At 68.3% G+C, this 18,765-nt stretch carries 14 protein-coding genes; 7 read left to right on the top strand and 7 right to left on the bottom strand.

Features of this window, described 5'->3' with window-relative positions:
• Nucleotides 1-93 precede the first annotated feature (93 nt).
• Complete coding sequence (locus ACFYO1_RS07775) at nucleotides 94-2,082, top strand: APC family permease (RefSeq protein WP_387228199.1); 1,989 nt, start codon at nucleotides 94-96, stop codon at nucleotides 2,080-2,082.
• 782 nt (nucleotides 2,083-2,864) lie between these two features.
• Nucleotides 2,865-4,565, top strand: coding sequence for a TRAM domain-containing protein (locus ACFYO1_RS07780; RefSeq protein WP_387228201.1), 1,701 nt, complete (start codon nucleotides 2,865-2,867; stop codon nucleotides 4,563-4,565).
• A gap of 477 nt (nucleotides 4,566-5,042) precedes the next feature.
• On the opposite strand, the gene ACFYO1_RS07785 is transcribed toward ACFYO1_RS07780, so the two are convergent.
• The 4 genes from ACFYO1_RS07785 to glsA all read right to left on the bottom strand — a co-directional run bounded on the left by ACFYO1_RS07785 (nucleotide 5,043) and on the right by glsA (nucleotide 9,885).
• On the bottom strand, nucleotides 5,043-5,846 hold the full coding sequence (locus ACFYO1_RS07785; protein ID WP_387228203.1) for an enoyl-CoA hydratase: 804 nt from the start codon (nucleotides 5,844-5,846) through the stop codon (nucleotides 5,043-5,045).
• A 351-nt stretch (nucleotides 5,847-6,197) separates the two neighbouring features.
• On the bottom strand, nucleotides 6,198-7,082 hold the full coding sequence (locus ACFYO1_RS07790; protein WP_387228206.1) for a CPBP family intramembrane glutamic endopeptidase: 885 nt from the start codon (nucleotides 7,080-7,082) through the stop codon (nucleotides 6,198-6,200).
• An 85-nt stretch (nucleotides 7,083-7,167) separates the two neighbouring features.
• Nucleotides 7,168-7,848, bottom strand: a complete 681-nt coding sequence (locus tag ACFYO1_RS07795) for an SIMPL domain-containing protein (RefSeq protein WP_387228208.1) — start codon at nucleotides 7,846-7,848, stop codon at nucleotides 7,168-7,170.
• A 171-nt stretch (nucleotides 7,849-8,019) separates the two neighbouring features.
• Nucleotides 8,020-9,885, bottom strand: coding sequence for a glutaminase A (gene glsA / locus ACFYO1_RS07800; RefSeq protein WP_387228210.1), 1,866 nt, complete (start codon nucleotides 9,883-9,885; stop codon nucleotides 8,020-8,022).
• Between the two features lie 167 nt (nucleotides 9,886-10,052).
• On the opposite strand from glsA, the gene dxs reads away from it, so the two are divergent.
• Both dxs and ACFYO1_RS07810 read left to right on the top strand, forming a co-directional pair.
• Nucleotides 10,053-11,975: a 1-deoxy-D-xylulose-5-phosphate synthase gene (gene dxs, locus ACFYO1_RS07805; RefSeq protein ID WP_387228211.1), complete on the top strand. Its 1,923-nt coding sequence runs from the start codon at nucleotides 10,053-10,055 to the stop codon at nucleotides 11,973-11,975.
• 348 nt (nucleotides 11,976-12,323) lie between these two features.
• Nucleotides 12,324-12,704, top strand: a complete 381-nt coding sequence (locus ACFYO1_RS07810; RefSeq protein ID WP_387228213.1) for a DUF5655 domain-containing protein — start codon at nucleotides 12,324-12,326, stop codon at nucleotides 12,702-12,704.
• Nucleotides 12,705-12,735: 31 nt separating this feature from the next.
• On the opposite strand, the gene ACFYO1_RS07815 is transcribed toward ACFYO1_RS07810, so the two are convergent.
• On the bottom strand, nucleotides 12,736-13,302 hold the full coding sequence (locus ACFYO1_RS07815; RefSeq protein ID WP_387228215.1) for a CGNR zinc finger domain-containing protein: 567 nt from the start codon (nucleotides 13,300-13,302) through the stop codon (nucleotides 12,736-12,738).
• 99 nt (nucleotides 13,303-13,401) lie between these two features.
• Between ACFYO1_RS07815 and ACFYO1_RS07820 the strand changes: the two genes are divergently transcribed.
• The gene (locus ACFYO1_RS07820; RefSeq protein WP_387228217.1) at nucleotides 13,402-13,812 is read left to right on the top strand and encodes an SRPBCC family protein; all 411 of its coding nucleotides are present in this window, start codon (nucleotides 13,402-13,404) and stop codon (nucleotides 13,810-13,812) included.
• 1 nt (nucleotide 13,813) lies between these two features.
• Here the strand turns inward: ACFYO1_RS07820 and ACFYO1_RS07825 are convergent, their stop codons facing one another.
• On the bottom strand, nucleotides 13,814-15,076 hold the full coding sequence (locus ACFYO1_RS07825) for an HRDC domain-containing protein (RefSeq protein WP_387228219.1): 1,263 nt from the start codon (nucleotides 15,074-15,076) through the stop codon (nucleotides 13,814-13,816).
• 78 nt (nucleotides 15,077-15,154) lie between these two features.
• Nucleotides 15,155-15,793, bottom strand: a complete 639-nt coding sequence (locus tag ACFYO1_RS07830; RefSeq protein ID WP_387228221.1) for a DUF3000 domain-containing protein — start codon at nucleotides 15,791-15,793, stop codon at nucleotides 15,155-15,157.
• A 993-nt stretch (nucleotides 15,794-16,786) separates the two neighbouring features.
• Here ACFYO1_RS07830 and hemE point away from each other — a divergent pair.
• Both hemE and ACFYO1_RS07840 read left to right on the top strand, forming a co-directional pair.
• Nucleotides 16,787-17,842 carry a uroporphyrinogen decarboxylase gene (hemE, locus tag ACFYO1_RS07835; RefSeq protein WP_387228223.1) on the top strand — a complete coding sequence of 352 codons (1,056 nt, stop codon included), beginning with the start codon at nucleotides 16,787-16,789 and terminating at the stop codon, nucleotides 17,840-17,842.
• Between the two features lie 136 nt (nucleotides 17,843-17,978).
• Complete coding sequence (locus ACFYO1_RS07840) at nucleotides 17,979-18,371, top strand: uridine kinase (protein ID WP_387228225.1); 393 nt, start codon at nucleotides 17,979-17,981, stop codon at nucleotides 18,369-18,371.
• Nucleotides 18,372-18,765: the final 394 nt, after the last annotated feature.

Below are 18,765 nucleotides of genomic sequence, written 5' to 3' on the forward strand. Positions count from 1 at the left end.
CGCGCGTGTGGTGGGGTCCGACCTGCGGCCCCCGCGTGGTCCCACGGTGCTGCCGCCGCTTGGCCCGACGCTCGTGCCGCTATGCTCGCTCCAGTGTCCAAGTTGACGACGGCAGCGAAACGAATGCTGCTGGGCAGGCCTTTCCGTAGTGATTCGCTTGGCCATACCCTGCTGCCGAAGCGGATCGCCCTTCCGGTGTTCGCCTCCGACGCGATGTCCTCGGTCGCCTACGCGCCGGAAGAAATCTTCCTGGTGTTGTCCGCGGCCGGCATCTCCGCCTATGTCTATGCCCCCTGGGTCGGATTAGCCGTCGCGCTGGTCATGGCGGTGGTCGTAGCAAGCTATCGGCAAAACGTGCACGCGTACCCGTCCGGTGGCGGCGACTACGAGGTCGCGACGACCAACCTCGGGCCCAACGCCGGGTTGACCGTCGGCAGCGCGCTGCTCGTCGACTACGTGCTCACGGTGGCCGTCTCGATCTCCTCGGCCGCGTCCAACATCGGTTCGGCGATTCCGTTCGTGGCCACGCACAAGGTGCTGTTCGCCGTCGTCGCCATCGCGATTCTGACCGCGATCAACCTGCGCGGCATCCGCGAGTCGGGGACCACGTTCGCCATCCCGACCTACGCGTTCATCGTCGGCATGTTCGTCATGCTCGGCTGGGGGCTGTTCCGCATCTTCGTCCTCGGCGACGATCTACAGGCCGAATCGGCGGGTTTCGGATTGAAGGCGGAGGACGAGCACCTGTACGGGCTCGCCTTCGCCTTCTTGATCGCCCGCTCGTTCTCCTCCGGTTGCGCCGCGCTGACCGGCGTCGAGGCGATCAGCAACGGGGTGCCCGCGTTCCGGAAGCCGAAGTCGCGCAACGCCGCCACCACGTTGCTGATGCTCGGCACGATCGCCATCGTGCTGCTGATGGGCATCATCATCCTGGCCCAGAAGATCGGCATCGTGTACGCGCACAACGACGACGACCTGATCGGCGCGCCGCCCGGCTACCACCAGAAGACGCTGATCGCGCAGCTCGCCGAGACGGTCTTCGACGGCTTCCCGATCGGGTTCTTCTTCATCACCACGGTGACCGCGCTGATCCTCGTGCTCGCCGCGAACACCGCGTTCAACGGGTTCCCGGTGCTCGGTTCGATTCTGGCGCAGGACCGGTACCTGCCCCGGCAGCTGCACACCCGCGGCGACCGGCTCGCGTTCAGCAACGGCATCCTGTTCCTGTCCGGCGCGGCGATCGCGTTCGTCGTGCTGTTCGGCGCCGAGGTGACCAAGCTGATCCAGCTCTACATCGTCGGCGTGTTCGTCTCCTTCGTGCTCAGCCAGACCGGCATGCTGCGGCACTGGACCCGGTTGCTGCGCACCGAGACCGATCCGGCGCAGCGGTCGCGGATGAAGCGGTCCAGGGTGATCAACGCGGTCGGCCTGTCCGCCACCGGCACCGTGCTGATCATCGTGCTCATCACCAAGTTCTTCGCCGGCGCGTATATCGCCATCTGCACCATGGTGGCGATCTTCATCGTGATGAAAATGATTCGGCGGCACTATGATTCGGTGTCGCGCGAGCTGGAGGAACAGGAGTGGGACGGCGTGCTGCCCAGCCGCTCGCATTCCATCGTGCTGGTCTCCAAACTGCACCTGCCCACCCGCCGCGCCCTCGCCTACGCCCGCGCCACCCGCCCGGACACGCTGGAGGCGATCACCGTCAACGTCGACGAGGCCGACACCAGGGCGCTGGTGCGCGAGTGGGAAAAGAGCGACGTCACCGTGCCGCTCAAGGTGATCGAATCGCCCTACCGCGAAATCACCAAGCCCGTCCTGGATTACGTGAAGCGCGTGCGCAAGGACTCACCGCGCGACGTGGTCACCGTGTTCATTCCCGAGTACGTGGTCGGGCACTGGTGGGAACAGGTGCTGCACAACCAGAGTGCGCTGCGGCTCAAGGGCCGGCTGCTCTTCGAACCGGGCGTGATGGTGACAAGCGTTCCGTGGCAGTTGAGTTCGTCCACCCGCGCCCGCACCCCCGGCATGGTCAACGCTCCGGGTGCGGTGCGCCGCGGATACGACGACCGCTCATGAGGGCGCGGACGATATCTCGGCACATCCCGGCCGATGCGCTCCCCGCGATTCGTGTTCGACTGGAAGGCATCCCGTTGGACGAGCCGGGTGCAGGCCGGGCCGCAGCGGGCGGGCTGGACGTGAACACTGACCGTGCCGCAGCGGTCATTGCGGGCGGAGCAGAGCAGGCGACGAAGCAAAGCATGTCGCAACGCCCGTTGTTCGGGTCCGAGCCCAGCGTCGGCGAGGTGTGGGTATGACCGACTGGCGCGGAACGACTTTCGAGCCGCGACTGGGCCTGCCGCGGTCAGGTGGGTTGCGCGGTGCGCGGGCTGTCTTCTGTGCGCCGAGTGCTGGCGAGCTGGGTATGACGGGCGTGGCACCGTTTCAGAGGTGTGGCGGGTTTCGTCTGGGATTTGCCGGGTGCGGGTTGTATTCCATGGGTCGAGTGTCGTCGAGGTATGGGCATGACCGATTGGCGCGATACGACTTTCGGGGGGCACGTGGTGTGCCTAAGCGCAATGGATTGTGCGTGGCGCGGGCAGTCTTCCTCGAGGCGAGTGCTGGTGGGTGGGGTATGACACGACTGTCGTGGCACCGTTTTCGAGGTGTGTCGGGTTCCGCGCGGGTGCGGCGGTTATGCAGGGGGCGGATCGCTGTCCGCGCGTCGAGTGTCGGCGAGGTGTGGGTATGACTGGTTGGTGCGGTATAGCTTTCGAGGGGCACGTGGGTTTGCCGAAGCACGGGGGGTTGTGCAGGGCGCGGGCTGTCTTCCTCGAGTCGACAGCCGGTGAGGTGCGGGTATGACCGATTGGCGCGATACGACTTTCGAGGTGCGTCTGGGGGCGCCGGGGCATGGGGGGTTCTGTGTCGGCAGGCATGAGGGGCGCGTGGTGTTCGTCCGGCACGGGTTGCCGGGGGAGCTGGTTCGGGTGCGGGTCACCGAGGATCGGGGTGGATCGTTCTGCCGTGCCGACGCGATCGAGATTCTCGAACCGTCGCCCGACCGCGTCCCCGCTACCTGCCCCGTCTCCGGTCCCGGCGGTGCGGGCTGCTGCGACTTCTCCTACGCCACCCCGAAAGCGCAACGCGCACTGAAAGCCTCGGTCGTCGCCGAACAACTCCGTCGCCTGGCCGGCATCGATCGCGAGGTCGTCGTCGAACCGATCACCGGCGCCGGCGACACCACCACCGGCTGGCGCACGCGCATCAGGTTGGCCGTCGACGCGCAAGGCCGCGCGGGCGTCCATGGCTACCGCAGCACCGAGGTCATCACCGATCTCCGCTGCCCCCAACCGGTTCCCGGCGCTCTCGACGGCATCGCGGACCGATTGTGGACGCCCGGAGCCGATTTGGTCATCGCGGTCGACGGCGGCGGCGTCCGCCACATCGTCGAACTGGCCCCGGCGGTTGACGGCGAACGCCGGAAGTCCCGCGGCGACCGCGAATGGCAACGAGCCGAACCCCCCGGCCAGCGCGGCCGGGACCGCCGCGGTCGCGCCGACCGAACCGATCGCCGCCGCCCCGGTACCGACCTCGGCGGCCGCGACGACGACCACGGCCGCCAGACTCGCGCCGAAGACCAGGGAGTCCGCGGACGAGACGACCGCACCGGCGCCGGCCGCAGCAGCGATCCGCGCAGCGGCACGGGCCGTGACAACCGCCGCCCGAGCGGCAAACCCGGCACCGACGACGCGCCCGGCGTCACCGATCGTGCCCACCGTCGCCGGCCAGGCGAGATCGGCGGGGTCTGGCGTGGTGGCAGTGCAGAACAGAGCGATGGCCGCAGTTCAGATGAGCGCGCGCAGCCGCGTTACGACGACAACGGCCGGCTGGAGGCACCGCAGGCCGGGGAGCGTCGCCATGCCTCTGCTCGCCGGGCAGCGACGCACGCGGCCCGAGACGAGTGGGTGATTTCCGGAACCGGCCGCGCGGTCGAGTATGTCGCGGGCCGCCGCTGGGAGGTCTCGGCCACCGGCTTCTGGCAGGCCCACCACGGTGCCGCGCAATGCTATTCGGACCTGATCGCCGAATGGGCCGGCCTGCATCCTGGAGCGCTGGCCTGGGACTTGTACAGCGGCGCAGGCGTTTTCGCGGCCCGCCTGGCCGACCAGGTGGGCCAGACCGGCGCGGTACTGGCGGTGGAATCCGCCCGCCCCGCGGTCGCCGACGGCACCGCCGCCCTGCACGACCTCCCCTGGCTCGATCTGCACGCCCAACGAGTAGAACGTTGGGTCACCGAACGCGTAGGCGGCGCGGCGCCCGACACCATCGTCCTCGACCCCCCACGAGCCGGCGCAGGCAAAGAGGTAATAGCCGCGATCACCACCACCGGCCCCCTCCGCATCATCCACATAGGCTGTGACCCAGCCGCTTTCGCCCGAGACCTAGGCCTCTACCAATCCGCCGGCTACCACCTAACCACCCTCCGAGCCTTCGACGCCTTCCCCGCCACCCACCACGTCGAATGCATAGCCCTCCTCGAACCCACCACCCCCGAGTAGTCCCTCGCCGACGTCCGTTCGGCAGCGTGTCGTTCGGCGAGAAGGACATGGGGGAGCCGGTGTGCGAGCGAGCCCCGCGATGTCCCATCCAGCGACGTGGTGTTCAGCGAGGGGGACATGCGGGAGCCGATGTGCGAGTGAGTCCCCGGCGATGTCCCGTTCGGCGGCGTGTTGTTCGGCGAGGGGGACATGTGGGGCCGATGTGCGAGTGAGTCCTCGGCTATGTCCCGTTCGGCGACGTGGTGTTCGGCGAGCGGGTCGTCAGGGTGTGGAACGCGAGTGGGTGTTTCGTCGTGTCCCGGTTGGCGGGTAGGAGGGTTCCTGAGGTTGGCTGTGCGGGGCGGTCGTCAGGTGGGCCGGGTGCGTGGGGAAGCTGCACAACTTTTGATTTGCCGCGTACCGAATTGCATGCGATTCGATCTGCGGGAAAACACGGCGTGTGCGGGTGTTGTGCTTCGCGTGGTCGACTGGCGGGGGTCAGTCTTCGTAGGTTGGGGGGCGGCGGTCTCGGCGGGCGCGGATGGCTTCGTCGAAGTTCTCGGTGGTCAGGCGGACGTAGAGTTGGGCGGTTCCTTCGTGTTGCATGTGGGATTCGAAGCCGCCGGCTTCCATGCCGCTCCAGAGCATGCGTTTGGTGAGTTCGGTGCCGACGCGGCTGAAGCTGATGATGCGGTCGGCGATGTCGTAGCAGGTGTCGAGGAGTTTGGCGGCGGGGACGGTGCGGGAGACGAGGCCGATGCGTTCGGCTTCGAGGGCGTCGACGTCGCGGCCGGAGAGCATGATCTCGAAGGCACGGGAGGAGCCGATGGCGCGGGGCAGCAGGTAGCTGATGCCGAGTTCGGCGGAGGTGAGGCCGTTGTTGATGCCGGCCGCGCGAAAGTAGGCTTCCTCGGCCGCGATTCGCATGTCGGTGACCATGCTGAGGCAGAAGCCGCCGCCGATCGCGGCGCCGTTGATCGCGCCGATCACCGGTTGGTTCATCCGCCGCAGGGCGAGCATCACGTCGTTGAGCAGGTCCATGGAGCGGCGGGCGATGCTGGTGGTGGTGAGTCCCTCGACATTCGGCACCTTGCCCGCGTTCTGCAGGTCGGCGCCGGAGCAGAAACCCTGCCCCGCGCCGGTCAGCACCACGACCCGAATGTCGTTGTCGGCGCTGACTTCTTCGAGCGCCTCGCGCAACGGGATCATCACATCGAAGGCCATGGCGTTCATCCGCTCGGGGCGATTGAGCGTGACCAGCGCGATGTGCGGTCGCGGCGTGTCGACAAGCACGAACGACATACGAAACCCCTAACCGGCGACTGCGCTGCCACCGACTTCTCAATATAAGTGCTGAGCGGGCCACACTCGCCGGATCACGAGATCGGACGTTACCGCTCGCGCTCGATTCCTCGGCATCGCGCGCCATGAATCCGCTACGCCAGATGCCTTGGCACAAGGGTGTTTCAGCCGAACACACGTTCGTCGCTGAAGGGCAGCCGCCCGGTGAGTAACTCCCACAGGACAACCGCGAGCGCGTAGAGATCGCTGCGCGTGTCGAGGTCGGCGGCGGTCGTGGCCATGTTGGGGTGGCAGGCCTCGAGCTGTTCGGCTCCGACGTGAGATCACCCTCCCGCAACGGCTTGCGACAACTCACCCGAACGATGGCCGCGAGTGTGCCGGTGGGACAAATGATTCCGTCTTCGCCCGCACCCGGCGGACCGGAAACCAGGTGAACAGCAACGCGGCCACGACGGTGAACACACCCCAGCCGACGAATCCGTACCCGGCATACAGCGGATTCGCTTCGTGCTCAGCCGAGTTGAACAGCCCGAACAGCATCGCGCTCCCGTTGAACGCGGCATGCGCGACGGCACACGGCCACACGCTCCCGGTATACATCCGCAACCATCCGAGGACCGCCCCGAACGGCACACAGAACCCGATGAACGCCACGACCGCCCAGGCCCCGAGATTCGGATAGTTGTACCCGAGCAACGTCAGCGGCGCATGCCACAAACCCCAGATCACCCCGGTGGCAACGATTCCGCCGGTAACCCCGAGCCGATTGTTGAGCTGCGGCAGCAACCAGCCACGCCACCCGAGCTCCTCGCCGAGCGCGAACGGCAGGGTACCGAGGGTGGCCACGGTGACCGCGTCGACGATGACCGCCGCCACGGTCTCCCCACTCTGGAACTCGAAGACATACACACCGAACACCACACTCAATCCGAACGCCAGCCACAGAACCAGCGGCGTCCCTACCCAGGCGGCCACCATGAACCACACGGTCTGCCGGGGTCGCGCACCGAGCCGTAACCCGTTCTGCGCCAACAGCGCAGACCAGGTCAGTCGCCGATACCGCCACACCGCCAGCACCCCGAGCGCGGGGGAGAGCATCATCAACGCGGCCCCCGTATGCAGCCACAGAGCGGACTGCAACCCCTCCCCGTCGATCCACGGCCCCGACGCCAGCGCCCAGGCCGCGACGACCGCGACGAACAGGAACAGAACGAAATCGTTGCGACGAGCGATCATCCGACATCCTTAGGACGGCGTGCTGCCTTACCTATTCGGACGCAGGACGTGCCCCTCCGGTTCCATCGGGGCCGAAAGTTCTCGCCTAATCCATCTGCCAGGTAACCCGGATCCCCGCCGAGATCTCACTCTCACCCAACTCGACCGGAACCGGTGCCGCTCCGTACGCATCCATCGCGATCGACATCGCCTTGACCCGCGGAATGGAAGGCGGTGCGCTGGAGGTGTTCTCGGTGATCTCCAATACCGACCCGAGTGTGCGCCCGGCCCGCGCCGCGAACTGCTCGGCTTTCGCCACCGCGTTCTCCCACGCCGCGTCCCGCGCTTCGACGAGCAGCGACTCCTGGTCGGCGAACGTGAGATTCAACCCACCGAGCCGCACATCGTCACCGCCCGCGTCGACCGCGTTCGCGATGATCGTCGCGGGCCCCGGATCCGCATCGTCGGCGAGGTTCCGCAATGCGATGGTCAGCGACGTGCTGGCGAGGTACCCGGTGATCCGATTGCCCTGACCCTCGGTCCAGACGGTTTCGGTATGCACAGACAATCCGCTGGTGGCGATATCTTTGCTCGCGACCCCATCGGAGCGCAGCGAACGCGTGACGGCGGCAACTCGCTCGCCCGCCTTGCTGTAGGCCAGCGCGACCTTGCCCGCGCGGCACTCGACCGAAATCGTGACGCGCATCAGGTCCGGCGTAGCGCGTGCGGTACCGCTGCCGAAAATAGTGACGGTGCCCGCGGCGGCGGACTCGGACTTCTCGTTCACGGCTACTCCTGAATCGGTCGATGGGGTGAGTCTCATGTGGTCAACGGCGGACAGCGAGGAATCGTCCCCGTGCGACGAAGTTGTGCGAGACGCGCCGTCGATCTCACAATCCCCGCCGATCCGAGCACCCGGACGCCGAGGGATTCGCTCAGATGACCACGGGCGAGCCACTCAGTAGTCACCCCCGCGCACCGCGATCGCGCGCACCGCCGCGTCCATCTGCGCGTACGCCCCCGCCGCCAATCGCTCGAGCAACGCCAGCTTCAACTGTGGCGCCCGCGACGTCAGCTGATCGAAACGCGCAGGTTTCAACACCGCCACCCGCACCCCCGACTCCGCCCGCGCCTCGTTCACGAACGGCGTCCCCACCAGCATCGGAATCTCCCCGAACGACATCCCCGAGGACAAACTCACCAGCCGATGCGTCCGCCGGTCGCTGCCCTCGAAGGTGATCCGCACCCGCCCCTCGAGGATCAGATACAGCCCCGAACGCGCACTCCCGCGCCGTGCGATCACCTCACCGCGCGCGAACGTGCGCACTTCGAACTCCTTGGCCAGCTCGACCCGGTCACCGTCCTCGAGCGCGGCGAGCGCCGGATGATCCTCGATCGCGATCGACGTGCACACCGGCTCGTCCCCAGCGCGATGCCGCTCGAGCACGATGTCCTCACACCATTCGGTCGCGGTGTCACGATCGATGAACACCCGCCCCCGCGGATCGTCCGGATCCAGGCTGGACACCACATGCCCGAGCTTGGCATCGGGATCGACCAGCGCCACCCGCACGCCGATCGCGGCGAGCTCGGTCTGCAAATCATCGATCATCCGCACCGCGATCGCGCTCACCTCGCCGACCCGGCGCAGATCGACCACGAGCGCTTCCAGCTCGCCGGCCTGCGCCTCGATGGTCCGCACCGCGCTCTCCGCGCCCGCGAACAGCAGGTCACCGTGCAGTTCGTAGACTCGCGCCCGATGCCCGTGCTCGGCCAGCACCGCGATCTCGTCGGTCGTCCGGCGTAACCGCGACGGCACCTCGGCCACCGAGTACCCGGCCCGGATCGCCGTCCGCGCCGCCCGCGTGACGTGCAGGAAGTGCAGCTCCAGCCGCTGTGACAGCTCACGGCAGGCCGCGACGCCGCGCACGCTGTTGCCGTGCGCGTCCAGGCGCGGGGAGTAGACCGCGATGCCGATCTGCCCGGGCAGCACCGCGACGATGCCGCCGCCCACCCCGCTTTTCGCGGGCAGCCCGACGCTGGTCACCCAGTCGCCGGCCGCGTTGTACATGCCGCAGGTGGTCATCACGCTGAGCACCCGCTCGGTCAGCGCCGCCGACAGCGCGCGTTCCCCGGTCACCGGGTTGCGGCCGTTGTTGGCCAGCGTCGCCGCCATGAGCGCGAGGTCGCGGCAGGTCACGTCGAGCGAGCACTGCCGGAAGTAGCGATCGACCGCCTCGTCCGGGTCGGAGTCGATGATGCCGAACGAGCGCAGCATGTAACCGATCGCGCGATTGCGGAACCCGGTGCGTGCCTCGGACGCGTACACCGCCTCGTTCATGCTCAGTTCGCGCCCGGCGAAGCGCGAATAGCAGCGCCGGATGCGCTCGAATCGCTCGGCCGGGTCGCCGCCGGTGATCATCGACGCCGCCGTGATCGCGCCGGCGTTGATCATCGGGTTGCGCGGTCGCTCGGTCACCGGATCCAGGCTGATCTCGTTGAACGCCTCCCCGGAGGGCTCCACATCGATGCGCGCGTCGACGAACTCGGTGCCGCGGTCGGCGAGCGCGAGTGCGTAGGTGAACGGCTTGGAGATCGACTGGATGGTGAACGAGACGTCCAGGTCGCCGGTGCCGTAGATCCGCCCGTCCGCGGTCGCCAGGCACAGGGCGAACGAATCCGGCTGCGCCGCAGCGAGTTCCGGAATGTAGTCGGCGAGTGTACCGGAATCGTCCGGCCGGCACAGCTGATAGACGTCGTTGACGATCCTGGACACGACGCCCGATTCGATTGTCCGCTCGATCGCCTCTCCGGCCTGGGCCACACGATCACTCTAGGCCGAGTACGGTATGCCGAGGCTCACATTTCGGCCTGATGTCGGCTGGTGGTGGTCATTGTCGGGTGCGGCAGTTCGGTTCTCGTTCGTAGGCACCGACCGCCGCTCCGTAGACTGATCGGATCAGATGCGCTATCCGGAGGGAGCGAGTTCAGGTGGGAGTGCTTTCCCGGGTCGACACGCCCGAAGATCTTCGACCGCTCACCGCGCGGCAACTGCGTGAGCTGGCGGACGAGATCCGCGAATTCCTCGTGCAGAAGGTCGCCGTGACCGGCGGGCACCTCGGCCCGAATCTCGGCGTGGTCGAGCTGACCATCGCCCTGCACCGGATCTTCGACTCGCCGGCCGACCCGTTGATCTTCGACACCGGCCACCAGGCCTACGTGCACAAGATCCTGACCGGTCGCAAGGACGAGTTCGACACGCTACGCAGGCAGGGTGGCCTGTCCGGCTACCCGAGCCGCGCCGAGAGCGCGCACGACTGGGTGGAGTCCTCGCACGCCTCCGCGTCGCTGTCCTACGCCGACGGGCTGGCCAAGGCGTTCGCGCTCACCGGCCAGGACCGGCACGTGGTCGCGGTGGTCGGCGACGGCGCGCTCACCGGCGGCATGTGCTGGGAGGCGCTCAACAACATCGCGGGCGCCCCGGACCGGCCGGTGGTGATCGTGGTCAACGACAACGGCCGCTCCTACGCGCCGACCATCGGCGGCTTGGCCGACCGGCTGACCGCGCTGCGCACCCAGCCCGCCTACGAGCACGCGCTCGACGCCGGGAAGCGGATCCTGAAGAGCATCCCGCGGGTCGGCGAGTCGGCGTACTCGATGATGCACGCGGTGAAGGCCGGGATAAAGGACGCGGTGAGCCCGCAGGAGCTGTTCAGCGACCTCGGGATGAAGTACGTTGGCCCCGTCGACGGGCACGACATCGTCGCGCTGGAATCGGCGCTGCGCCGAGCCAAGGACTTCGGCGGGCCGGTCGTAGTGCACGCGGTGACGCAGAAGGGCCACGGGTACGCGCCGGCGGAGAACCACATCGCCGACCAGATGCATGCCTGCGATCCGATCGATCCGCTCACCGGCGTTCCCGTCGGTGGCCCGAAGGCGCTCGGCTGGACGTCGGTGTTCTCCCAGGAGTTGATCGCGCAGGCCGAGAAGCGGGACGACATCGTCGCGATCACCGCGGCCATGCCGGGACCGACCGGGCTCGCGGCGTTCGGGGAGCGGTTTCCGGAGCGGATGTTCGACGTCGGGATCGCCGAGCAGCATGCGATGACGTCGGCGGCCGGGCTCGCGCTCGGCGGGATGCATCCGGTCGTGGCGATCTACTCGACGTTCCTCAATCGGGCGTTCGATCAGTTGCTGATGGATGTCGCGCTGCTGAAGCAGCCGGTGACCGTGGTGCTGGACCGGTCCGGCATCACCGGGCCGGACGGGGCCAGCCACAACGGCATGTGGGATCTGTCTGTGCTCGGGATCATTCCCGGGATCCGGGTGGCGGCGCCGCGGGATGCGGCGACGTTGCGGGAGGAACTGGCCGAGGCGCTTGCCGTCAACGACGGGCCGACCGCGATCAGGTTCCCCAAAGGCAGTGTCGCCGACGATATTTCGGCGGTCGAGCGGCTCGACGGGGTGGATGTGCTGCGGCTGGCCGCGAGCGCCGGTGCGGATCCGGTGCTCGACGGTGGCGATTCGGTGCAGGCGGTGCGCGGTGACGTGCTGCTGGTCGCCGTCGGCTCGTTCGCCGAGGTTGCCCTGCAGGCCGCGGATCTGCTGGAGACCGAAGGGGTTTCGGTCACCGTGATCGATCCTCGCTGGGTGCTTCCGGTCTCCGACACCCTGGTCAAGCTTGCCGAAAACTACCGGCTCGTAGTGACTGTGGAAGACGGCGGACTGCACGGCGGCATCGGTTCGACGGTATCCGCAAGACTGCGGAACTCCGGACTGGACATCCCGACCCGCGATCTCGGTGTGCCGCAGCAGTTCCTGGATCACGCCTCGCGCGGTGCGGTGCACACGGAACTCGGATTGACCGCGCCGGACATCGCCCGCCGGATCGGTGGTTGGCTCGCGGCGCGGTGAGCTCCGGGGTGCCGCGAGATCACTGGGTGACCAGTGCCCGCTGAACTCGTCCACCGACTTCGACCAGTCCGTCGGTCCGCGGACGAGTCATCATCTGTGAGCCGCGCCCCCGCGAAACATCTAGCGGGCGACCGAGACCGGCGGTGAGCAGCAGTGCCGCCGCTCCGCTCGATCGGCGAATCCACATTCAGTGGCACATGGTGGCGGCAAAACGCGAGAAGGGTCCGCCATGGTGTGCCACTGAATGTGGATTCAGGTCCGTGTTGCCGTTGGGGCCGGCGCTTGCTTCTTGTGCTCACGCTTTGAAGGGGCGGTGTCCGGTCGCCTGTTTCGGCAATAATGGCAAGGATGGACGAGCATACGGTCGAGAATCTGTTCGCCGGACGCCCGGACGCGCTGCGCCTGTTCCGTCGTCTGGCACCGCGGATCGAAGCGCTCGGCGCGATCAGCACCGCGGTCGGCAAGAGTCAGGTGTCCTTCGGCGCCGACCGGAAGTTCGCGTGGTTATGGCCGACTCCGCGGGCTGAGAAGATCCCGGAAGATGTCCTCATGCTCACCCTGGACCTGCGTAAACCGGTGGCGGACCCGCTGATTCTCGGTGTGCAGGAAACGTATCCGGGCAAGTGGACGCACCAGATCCGGGTATTGGACGAGTCGGTCATCGAACACGTGGCCAACGAGGGCTGGCTCGAAGCCGCCTACGACTTCGGCGTCACCCAGGCGAAGTAGGGCGAAAATACCGTCCGCCGAACGTCTTCGGCTAGCGCGCGGTCCGTCTCCGTTGCGAGGCACGGACTTTCACCCGGTTACCGCACACATTCATCGAGCACCAGGTGCGACCGTGGTTGCGTGACTGGTCGTAGAACGCCCAGCGGCAGCTCGGTTCCCGGCACGCTTTGAGGCGTGGCCAGGTGCCGGCGTGGACGGCGGTCGCGACGTCGGCGAGCAGAGTGGTCAGTGCGTGATCGATCGGCTCGGGCGACTGGGGAACCAGGCGCGGCGGGATGCCGCTCACGTCGAGGCGCAGTGGGAGCGCGGCGGTGAGCGTCGCGAGTTGTGTTCGCGCAGTGGGGTCCAGGCCGTCCGGGCGCGGGCTGGTGACGGGTTCGGCATTGTTCTCGGCGAGCAGTGCGCGCAGGCCTTCCCGCAGCCAGACGGCGCGCTCGCGATCCTCGGCATCGGCGTGCGCGAGATCGGGGAGTAGGTCGTGCGCGTGCAGCCAGTTCGTCAGCTGTTCGGGGGTGCCCAGCTCGTCCCCGTCCGCGCGGCGCGTGTTGACGAAGTCCACGATGCGCTGCAAGTCGGTGGATCCGGTATCTCTGGGCACCGCACCATCATAACTATCTATTGACGTTGGACAGTTAGCTAACTATCGTTCAGCTCACACTAGTTAGTCACTGAATCCCGCAGTACAAGGAGCCTCCTGATGGCAACGGTCAAGAAAGAGCTCATCATCGAGGTCCCCGTCGAGCGCGTCTGGGCGATCATCCGCGACTTCGAGGCCGGCCCGGTCCGCATGGCGCCCGGTTACGCCGTCTCGAGCGATCTCGTCGCCCCGGACACCCGCGTGGTCGAGTTCGCCAGCGGATCGACGCTGCGCGAACGACTCGTCACGATCGACGACGACGAACGCCGCTTCGTCTACTCGATCATCGGCGGCAGCGTGACCCCCGAGCACAACAACGCCACCATGCAGGTCTACCCGCACGGCGACGGGCACAGTCGTTTCGTCTGGATCCACGACGTGCTGCCCGCGCAGCTCGCGGACGCGTTCGGCGCGGGCATGGACGAGGGCCTGCGCACCTTCAAGCAGACGCAGGAAAACGCGGCCGCCTGAGCTATTCGGCGGGCGCCGGCGTGAGTGCCACGGTCAGCCGCGGCACGGCCAGCTCACGCTGCCAAGGCCGGGCGCCGCCCGACTTCAGGAAGCCGTCGATCGCGGCGGCCAGGTCGTCGGGGGAGTCGGGGACGCGGTCGTAATCCGGCAGTCCGTCCCAGCACAGGCGGCGGACCAGATCGGGGGAGAGCAGGTTCTCGACGGGGATCGAATGCTCGGTGGACAGCTCGCCCATCGCGGTGCGCGCGCGGGTCAACCGGGCGGCGGCGGCCGGATCGCGGCGTTCCCACCGGTTCACCGGGGGCGGTCCGTCGAACGGCTGGGTCAGCGGAGGCAGTTCACTGTCCGGCAGGGTGCGGCCGCGGTCGACGGCGGCCAGCCATTCCCGCGAGTAGCGGCGCTGGCGAGGCCCGCCGAACACCGGCAGGGCGCGCAACTGCGCGATGGTCTTCGGGTCGGCGGTCACGGCCGCGATGATCGCGGCGTCCGGCAGAATTCGCGCGGGCGCGACATCGCGGGCGCGGGCCAGGGAGTCGCGGGTGGTCCATAGTTCGCGAACCACGGCTAGCTGCCTGGTCCGGCGTAGATTGTGGATGCCCGAGGTGCGCCGCCACCGGTCCGCTTTCGGGGCGGGCGGCTCGGCGGTCCGGACGTGCTCGAATTCCTGTGCCGCCCAATCGGTTTTGCCTTGCGCCTCGAGGTCGGCGGCGACCGCGTCGCGCAACTCCAGCAGCAATTCGACGTCCAGCGCCGCGTAATTCAGCCATTCGTCGGGCAGCGGGCGGGTCGACCAGTCGGCCGCACCGTGCCCCTTGCGTAGTGCGTGACCCAGCAGATTCTCCACCATCGCGGCCAGGCCTACGCGTTCGAAACCGGCCAGCCGACCGCCCAATTCGGTATCGAACAGGCGCTTCGGCCGGAGCCCGAGCTCGGCCAGGCCCGGCAGATCCTGGTCCGCCGAATGCAATACCCACTCGAGGTCGTTGATCGCCTCGGCCAATGGTTCGAGCGCGTCCGAGACCGGAATCGGATCGATCAGGAACGTGCCCGCTCCGTTGCGGCGCAGCTGAATCAGGTAGGCGCGCGCCGAATACCGGAAACCCGAGGCGCGTTCGGCGTCGACGGCGAGCGGGCCGGTGCCCGCGGCGAGACGAGCGGCGGCCGCGGCGACTTCAGCGGCGGTGTCCAGTACCGGAGGCACGCCATCCACGGGCGCGAGCAGGGGTGGCGCGCCGGGGGGTTCGGATTCGTCGGGTACGGACATGTTGTTGAACTTTACGTGCAGTGCCGGGGCGGTCGTCGTCCTATCGGGCTTCCGTGTGTCGGGAGACCGCCGATCCGGCTATCGCTGATCGTTCGACAGGTCCGGGCGCCTTTGCAATTCGGTGATACCGGCCGGTGGGAGACCCGCGGCATAGGCGAGGACCTCGCAGAAACCCTCCACGTGCGGGCGCATGTCGTCGGTGATCGCGGTCCAGGACGCACGTAATTCGAGCTGGTGGGCGTGTGGCGGACCGGCGATGTCGCCGTAGCGCACCGAACTGGTCGAGGTCACAGTGCCGCCGAGCGCGGTGAACGGTTCCGACCGCGACTCCAGCGCGTCGACCAGCCAGCTCCACGCCACCTCCGGTAGCAGCGGGTCGGTGGCCAGTGCGGCATCGATGTCGGCCTGGATGTAGGCGACCAGCCGCAGGGTGCCATGCCAGGCGTCGTCACCGTCCGGATCGTGCAGCAGGATCAGCCTGCCGAACGCGTCGCCTTCCGAATCGACCGGCACGACACCGGTTTCCGGATGCTTTACCTCGGCACCGAGTGCGTATGAGTAGGGCGCCAGACGTTGCGGCGGCCGGATCGGCGCCAGCTCGATCCGAGGGTGCACGGTTGCGGTGCCCATCGCCTCGACCGCGGCGCGAAATTGAGCTGGCTCGCCATGGGGTCCCTCGGTCGCTGCGGCGCCGTCGCGGAAGTCGAGCGGTGTCACGAAGGGGACGGTAGACCTTGTGCACCCGGCACAGTCGGAGGCGCGCCGCTGTATTGCGGCCGCGTCCGCGGGCCTTCGCACTATTGCGCGCGTTGCGCACATCGGCGTGTCGCGGTCTCCGACCGTCGGCCGTCGAGCGGCGAATCGGGACTGTGCGCAGGCCCACGGGTTGCGAGGTGGTCGGGACGGTCCAACTGGGCCATCGACCGACAGAGCGAACGGGTCGGTAGCCGGACGTAACGCGAAGCAACCCGCTGATCCAGAGGCTTGACAGCGCGTCGAACACGGAGCGCGGCCGTATGAAGCCGGCGTCACGCGGCCGAGCGAGCACAGTGTTGGCTGTGGGGCCGGCACTGGTTTGGTGCTACCGGCGGCGCCAACTCGCGGCTTCCGTCCGGATTGGCCCCAGGAGTAGTAACGCGATGACCGCGGTAGTCCCGCCGCTCCGAACACCGCGGCCAGAGCCGATGCCTGGCGCAATCGTGCGCTGCGGGCGTTCGCTGAGCAACGGCCGTCGGTGCCGCCGACCATCTCGATGCGCCGGATCCGGTGCCGCGTTCCAAGGCAGGGGCCGGATGGGTGGGCACAGTCGTTTGGAGGGTGTGGTGTCGGTCGGGCGCGGTGTGTCGGCTCGGATCGGGTGCCGGCCCGGGGCGGGGGCCGTGGCACGGGTCGGATGGTGGGCGCGGCCGTTCGGAAGGTGTGGTGTTGGTCGGGCTGGTGGTGTCGGCATGGGTCGGGTGCCGGCCCTGCGGCGGGGCGTGGCAGGAGTGGGATCGGTGGACACGGCTGTATGAAGAGCGCGCCGTAGGGCTGTAGGTCGGGCGGTCGGCGCGACGGTGCGGATCGGGTGTAGTCGGCGGGCGAGGATGGTCGGACATCGTCAGCGGCTATTGATCCAGCGGGCAGGCCGGCATGACACCCGAGCGTTCGGGCGGCGCTCGTGGACGGCCTGGTGAGGGCTGGGTGGCGGTCCCTTTACGATGGGCAGCGATGAGCACAAATACGCGCCGCCGCCTGACCGATGCCCCGTTCTTGGCCGCCGCCACCGGCGCGACGCCGAGCCGGCGTCCGGTGTGGTTCATGCGGCAGGCCGGACGGTCGCTGCCCGAGTACCGCGAGCTGCGCAAGGGCGTGGGCATGCTGGAGTCGTGCTTCGATCCGGAGCTGGTGTGCGAGATCACGCTGCAACCGATCCGCAGGCACGGGGTGGACGCGGCGATCCTGTTCTCCGACATCGTCGTTCCGTTGAAGGCGGCGGGGATCGACCTCGATATCGTGCCCGGCGTCGGGCCGGTCATCGCGTCGCCGGTGCGCACGGTCGACGACGTGCGCGCCCTGCCGCGGCTGCGGCCGGAGGAAGTGGGCGCGGTCACCGACGGCGTGCGACTGCTGGTCGACGCGCTCGGCGAGACGCCGCTGATCGGGTTCGCGGGCGCGCCGTTCACCCTCGCGTCGTACCTGGTCGAGGGCGGACCGAGCAAGAACCACGAGCGCACCAAGGCGATGATGTACGCCGATCCGCAGACCTGGCACGCGTTGCTCGGCGCGCTCACCGACATCACCATCGCCTTCCTCCAGGCGCAGCTCGACGCCGGCGTCGACGCCGTGCAGCTGTTCGACTCGTGGGCAGGCGCGCTGTCCCTCGCCGACTACCGGCGATTCGTCCTGCCGCACTCCGAACGGGTCTTCGCCGAGGTCGCCGCCGCGGGCGTGCCGCGCATCCACTTCGGGGTCGGCACCGGCGAACTGCTCGGCGCGATGGGCGAGGCAGGCGCCGACGTGGTCGGCGTGGACTGGCGGGTGCCGCTCACCGACGCCGTGCGCCGGGTCGGGCCCGGAAAAGCGTTGCAGGGCAACCTCGATCCCGCCGTGCTCTTCGCCGGCTCGGCCGCGGTCGAAGCCGAAGCGCGACGGATCGCCGCCGAGGCGGACGAGGCAATCACGCTGGGCGCCAAGGGACATATCTTCAACCTGGGCCACGGCGTGCTGCCCGACACCGACCCCGGCGTGCTGACCGCACTGGTCGAATTGGTGCACGAGCTGTAGTGCTCGCGGAGATCGTCGCTCGCGTATCGGCGAGCGAGCCGCGGCTCGGTTCGACCAGGCTGGTCGCGATCGCCCCGGCGGTGCCGGAAAGTCAACGCTCGCCGCGCAACTCGCGCGCGAGCTCGACGCCTCCGTGGTGCCGACCGACAGCTTCGCTTCCTGGGACAACACCCTGAACTGGTGGCCGCGACTGGAAACCGAGGTACTCGAACCCCTCGGTCGCGACACGCACGCTCGATACCGGCGCTACGACTGGGATCTGCGAGCGCTCGCCGAATGGCACGAGATCGTCCCGGGTGGTGTCGTGATTCTCGAGGGCGTCTCCTCTTCCCGCGCCGCCGTCCGCTCGCGCCTGTCCCTCGCCATCTGGGTCGACACCTCACGAGCGCTCCGCCTGACCCGCGGCCTCGAACGCGACGGCGCCGCCGCCCTGCCGCTGTGGGAACAGTGGATGGCCGACGAAGACACCCACTTCACCGCCGACAACACCCGCGCCCACGCGGACCTCATCATCGACGGCACAACCTGACGCCGCAGACGCACTCGTGACCGGTGGCGGTCAGCAACCGGGTGCGAGCGACCACTCCAGATGGGAACCGCCGTAGCGCGAGGCAGTCGTCATCGGCGCGTTGCCCTATCCGGTCATCCTGGGGAGTCGAAAACCCCAGGGCCGCACATCCGAGACTCCCGAGTGCCTGCCTCGCTGGCAATTGCACGGCCGGGAGGCCGATTCCCTGCGGCCCGAGTCGTGTGTGCGGCGGAGTGTCGTCGCAGGCCAATGGCCTGCCCGCACCGCTCGTTGCTCGTCGCAAGTCCAGTGATTCGCCTCGGCTGTCCCCGTGGCGCCGCGCACGCTTGTGCGATCCGCGCACGAACCCGCCGGCGATTGCCTGCGCGCGAAGCGAATCCACGCGCGGCGGCGA

Origin of the sequence: Nocardia sp. NPDC006044, from assembly GCF_042871115.1 — a bacterium.
GTDB lineage: Bacteria > Actinomycetota > Actinomycetes > Mycobacteriales > Mycobacteriaceae > Nocardia.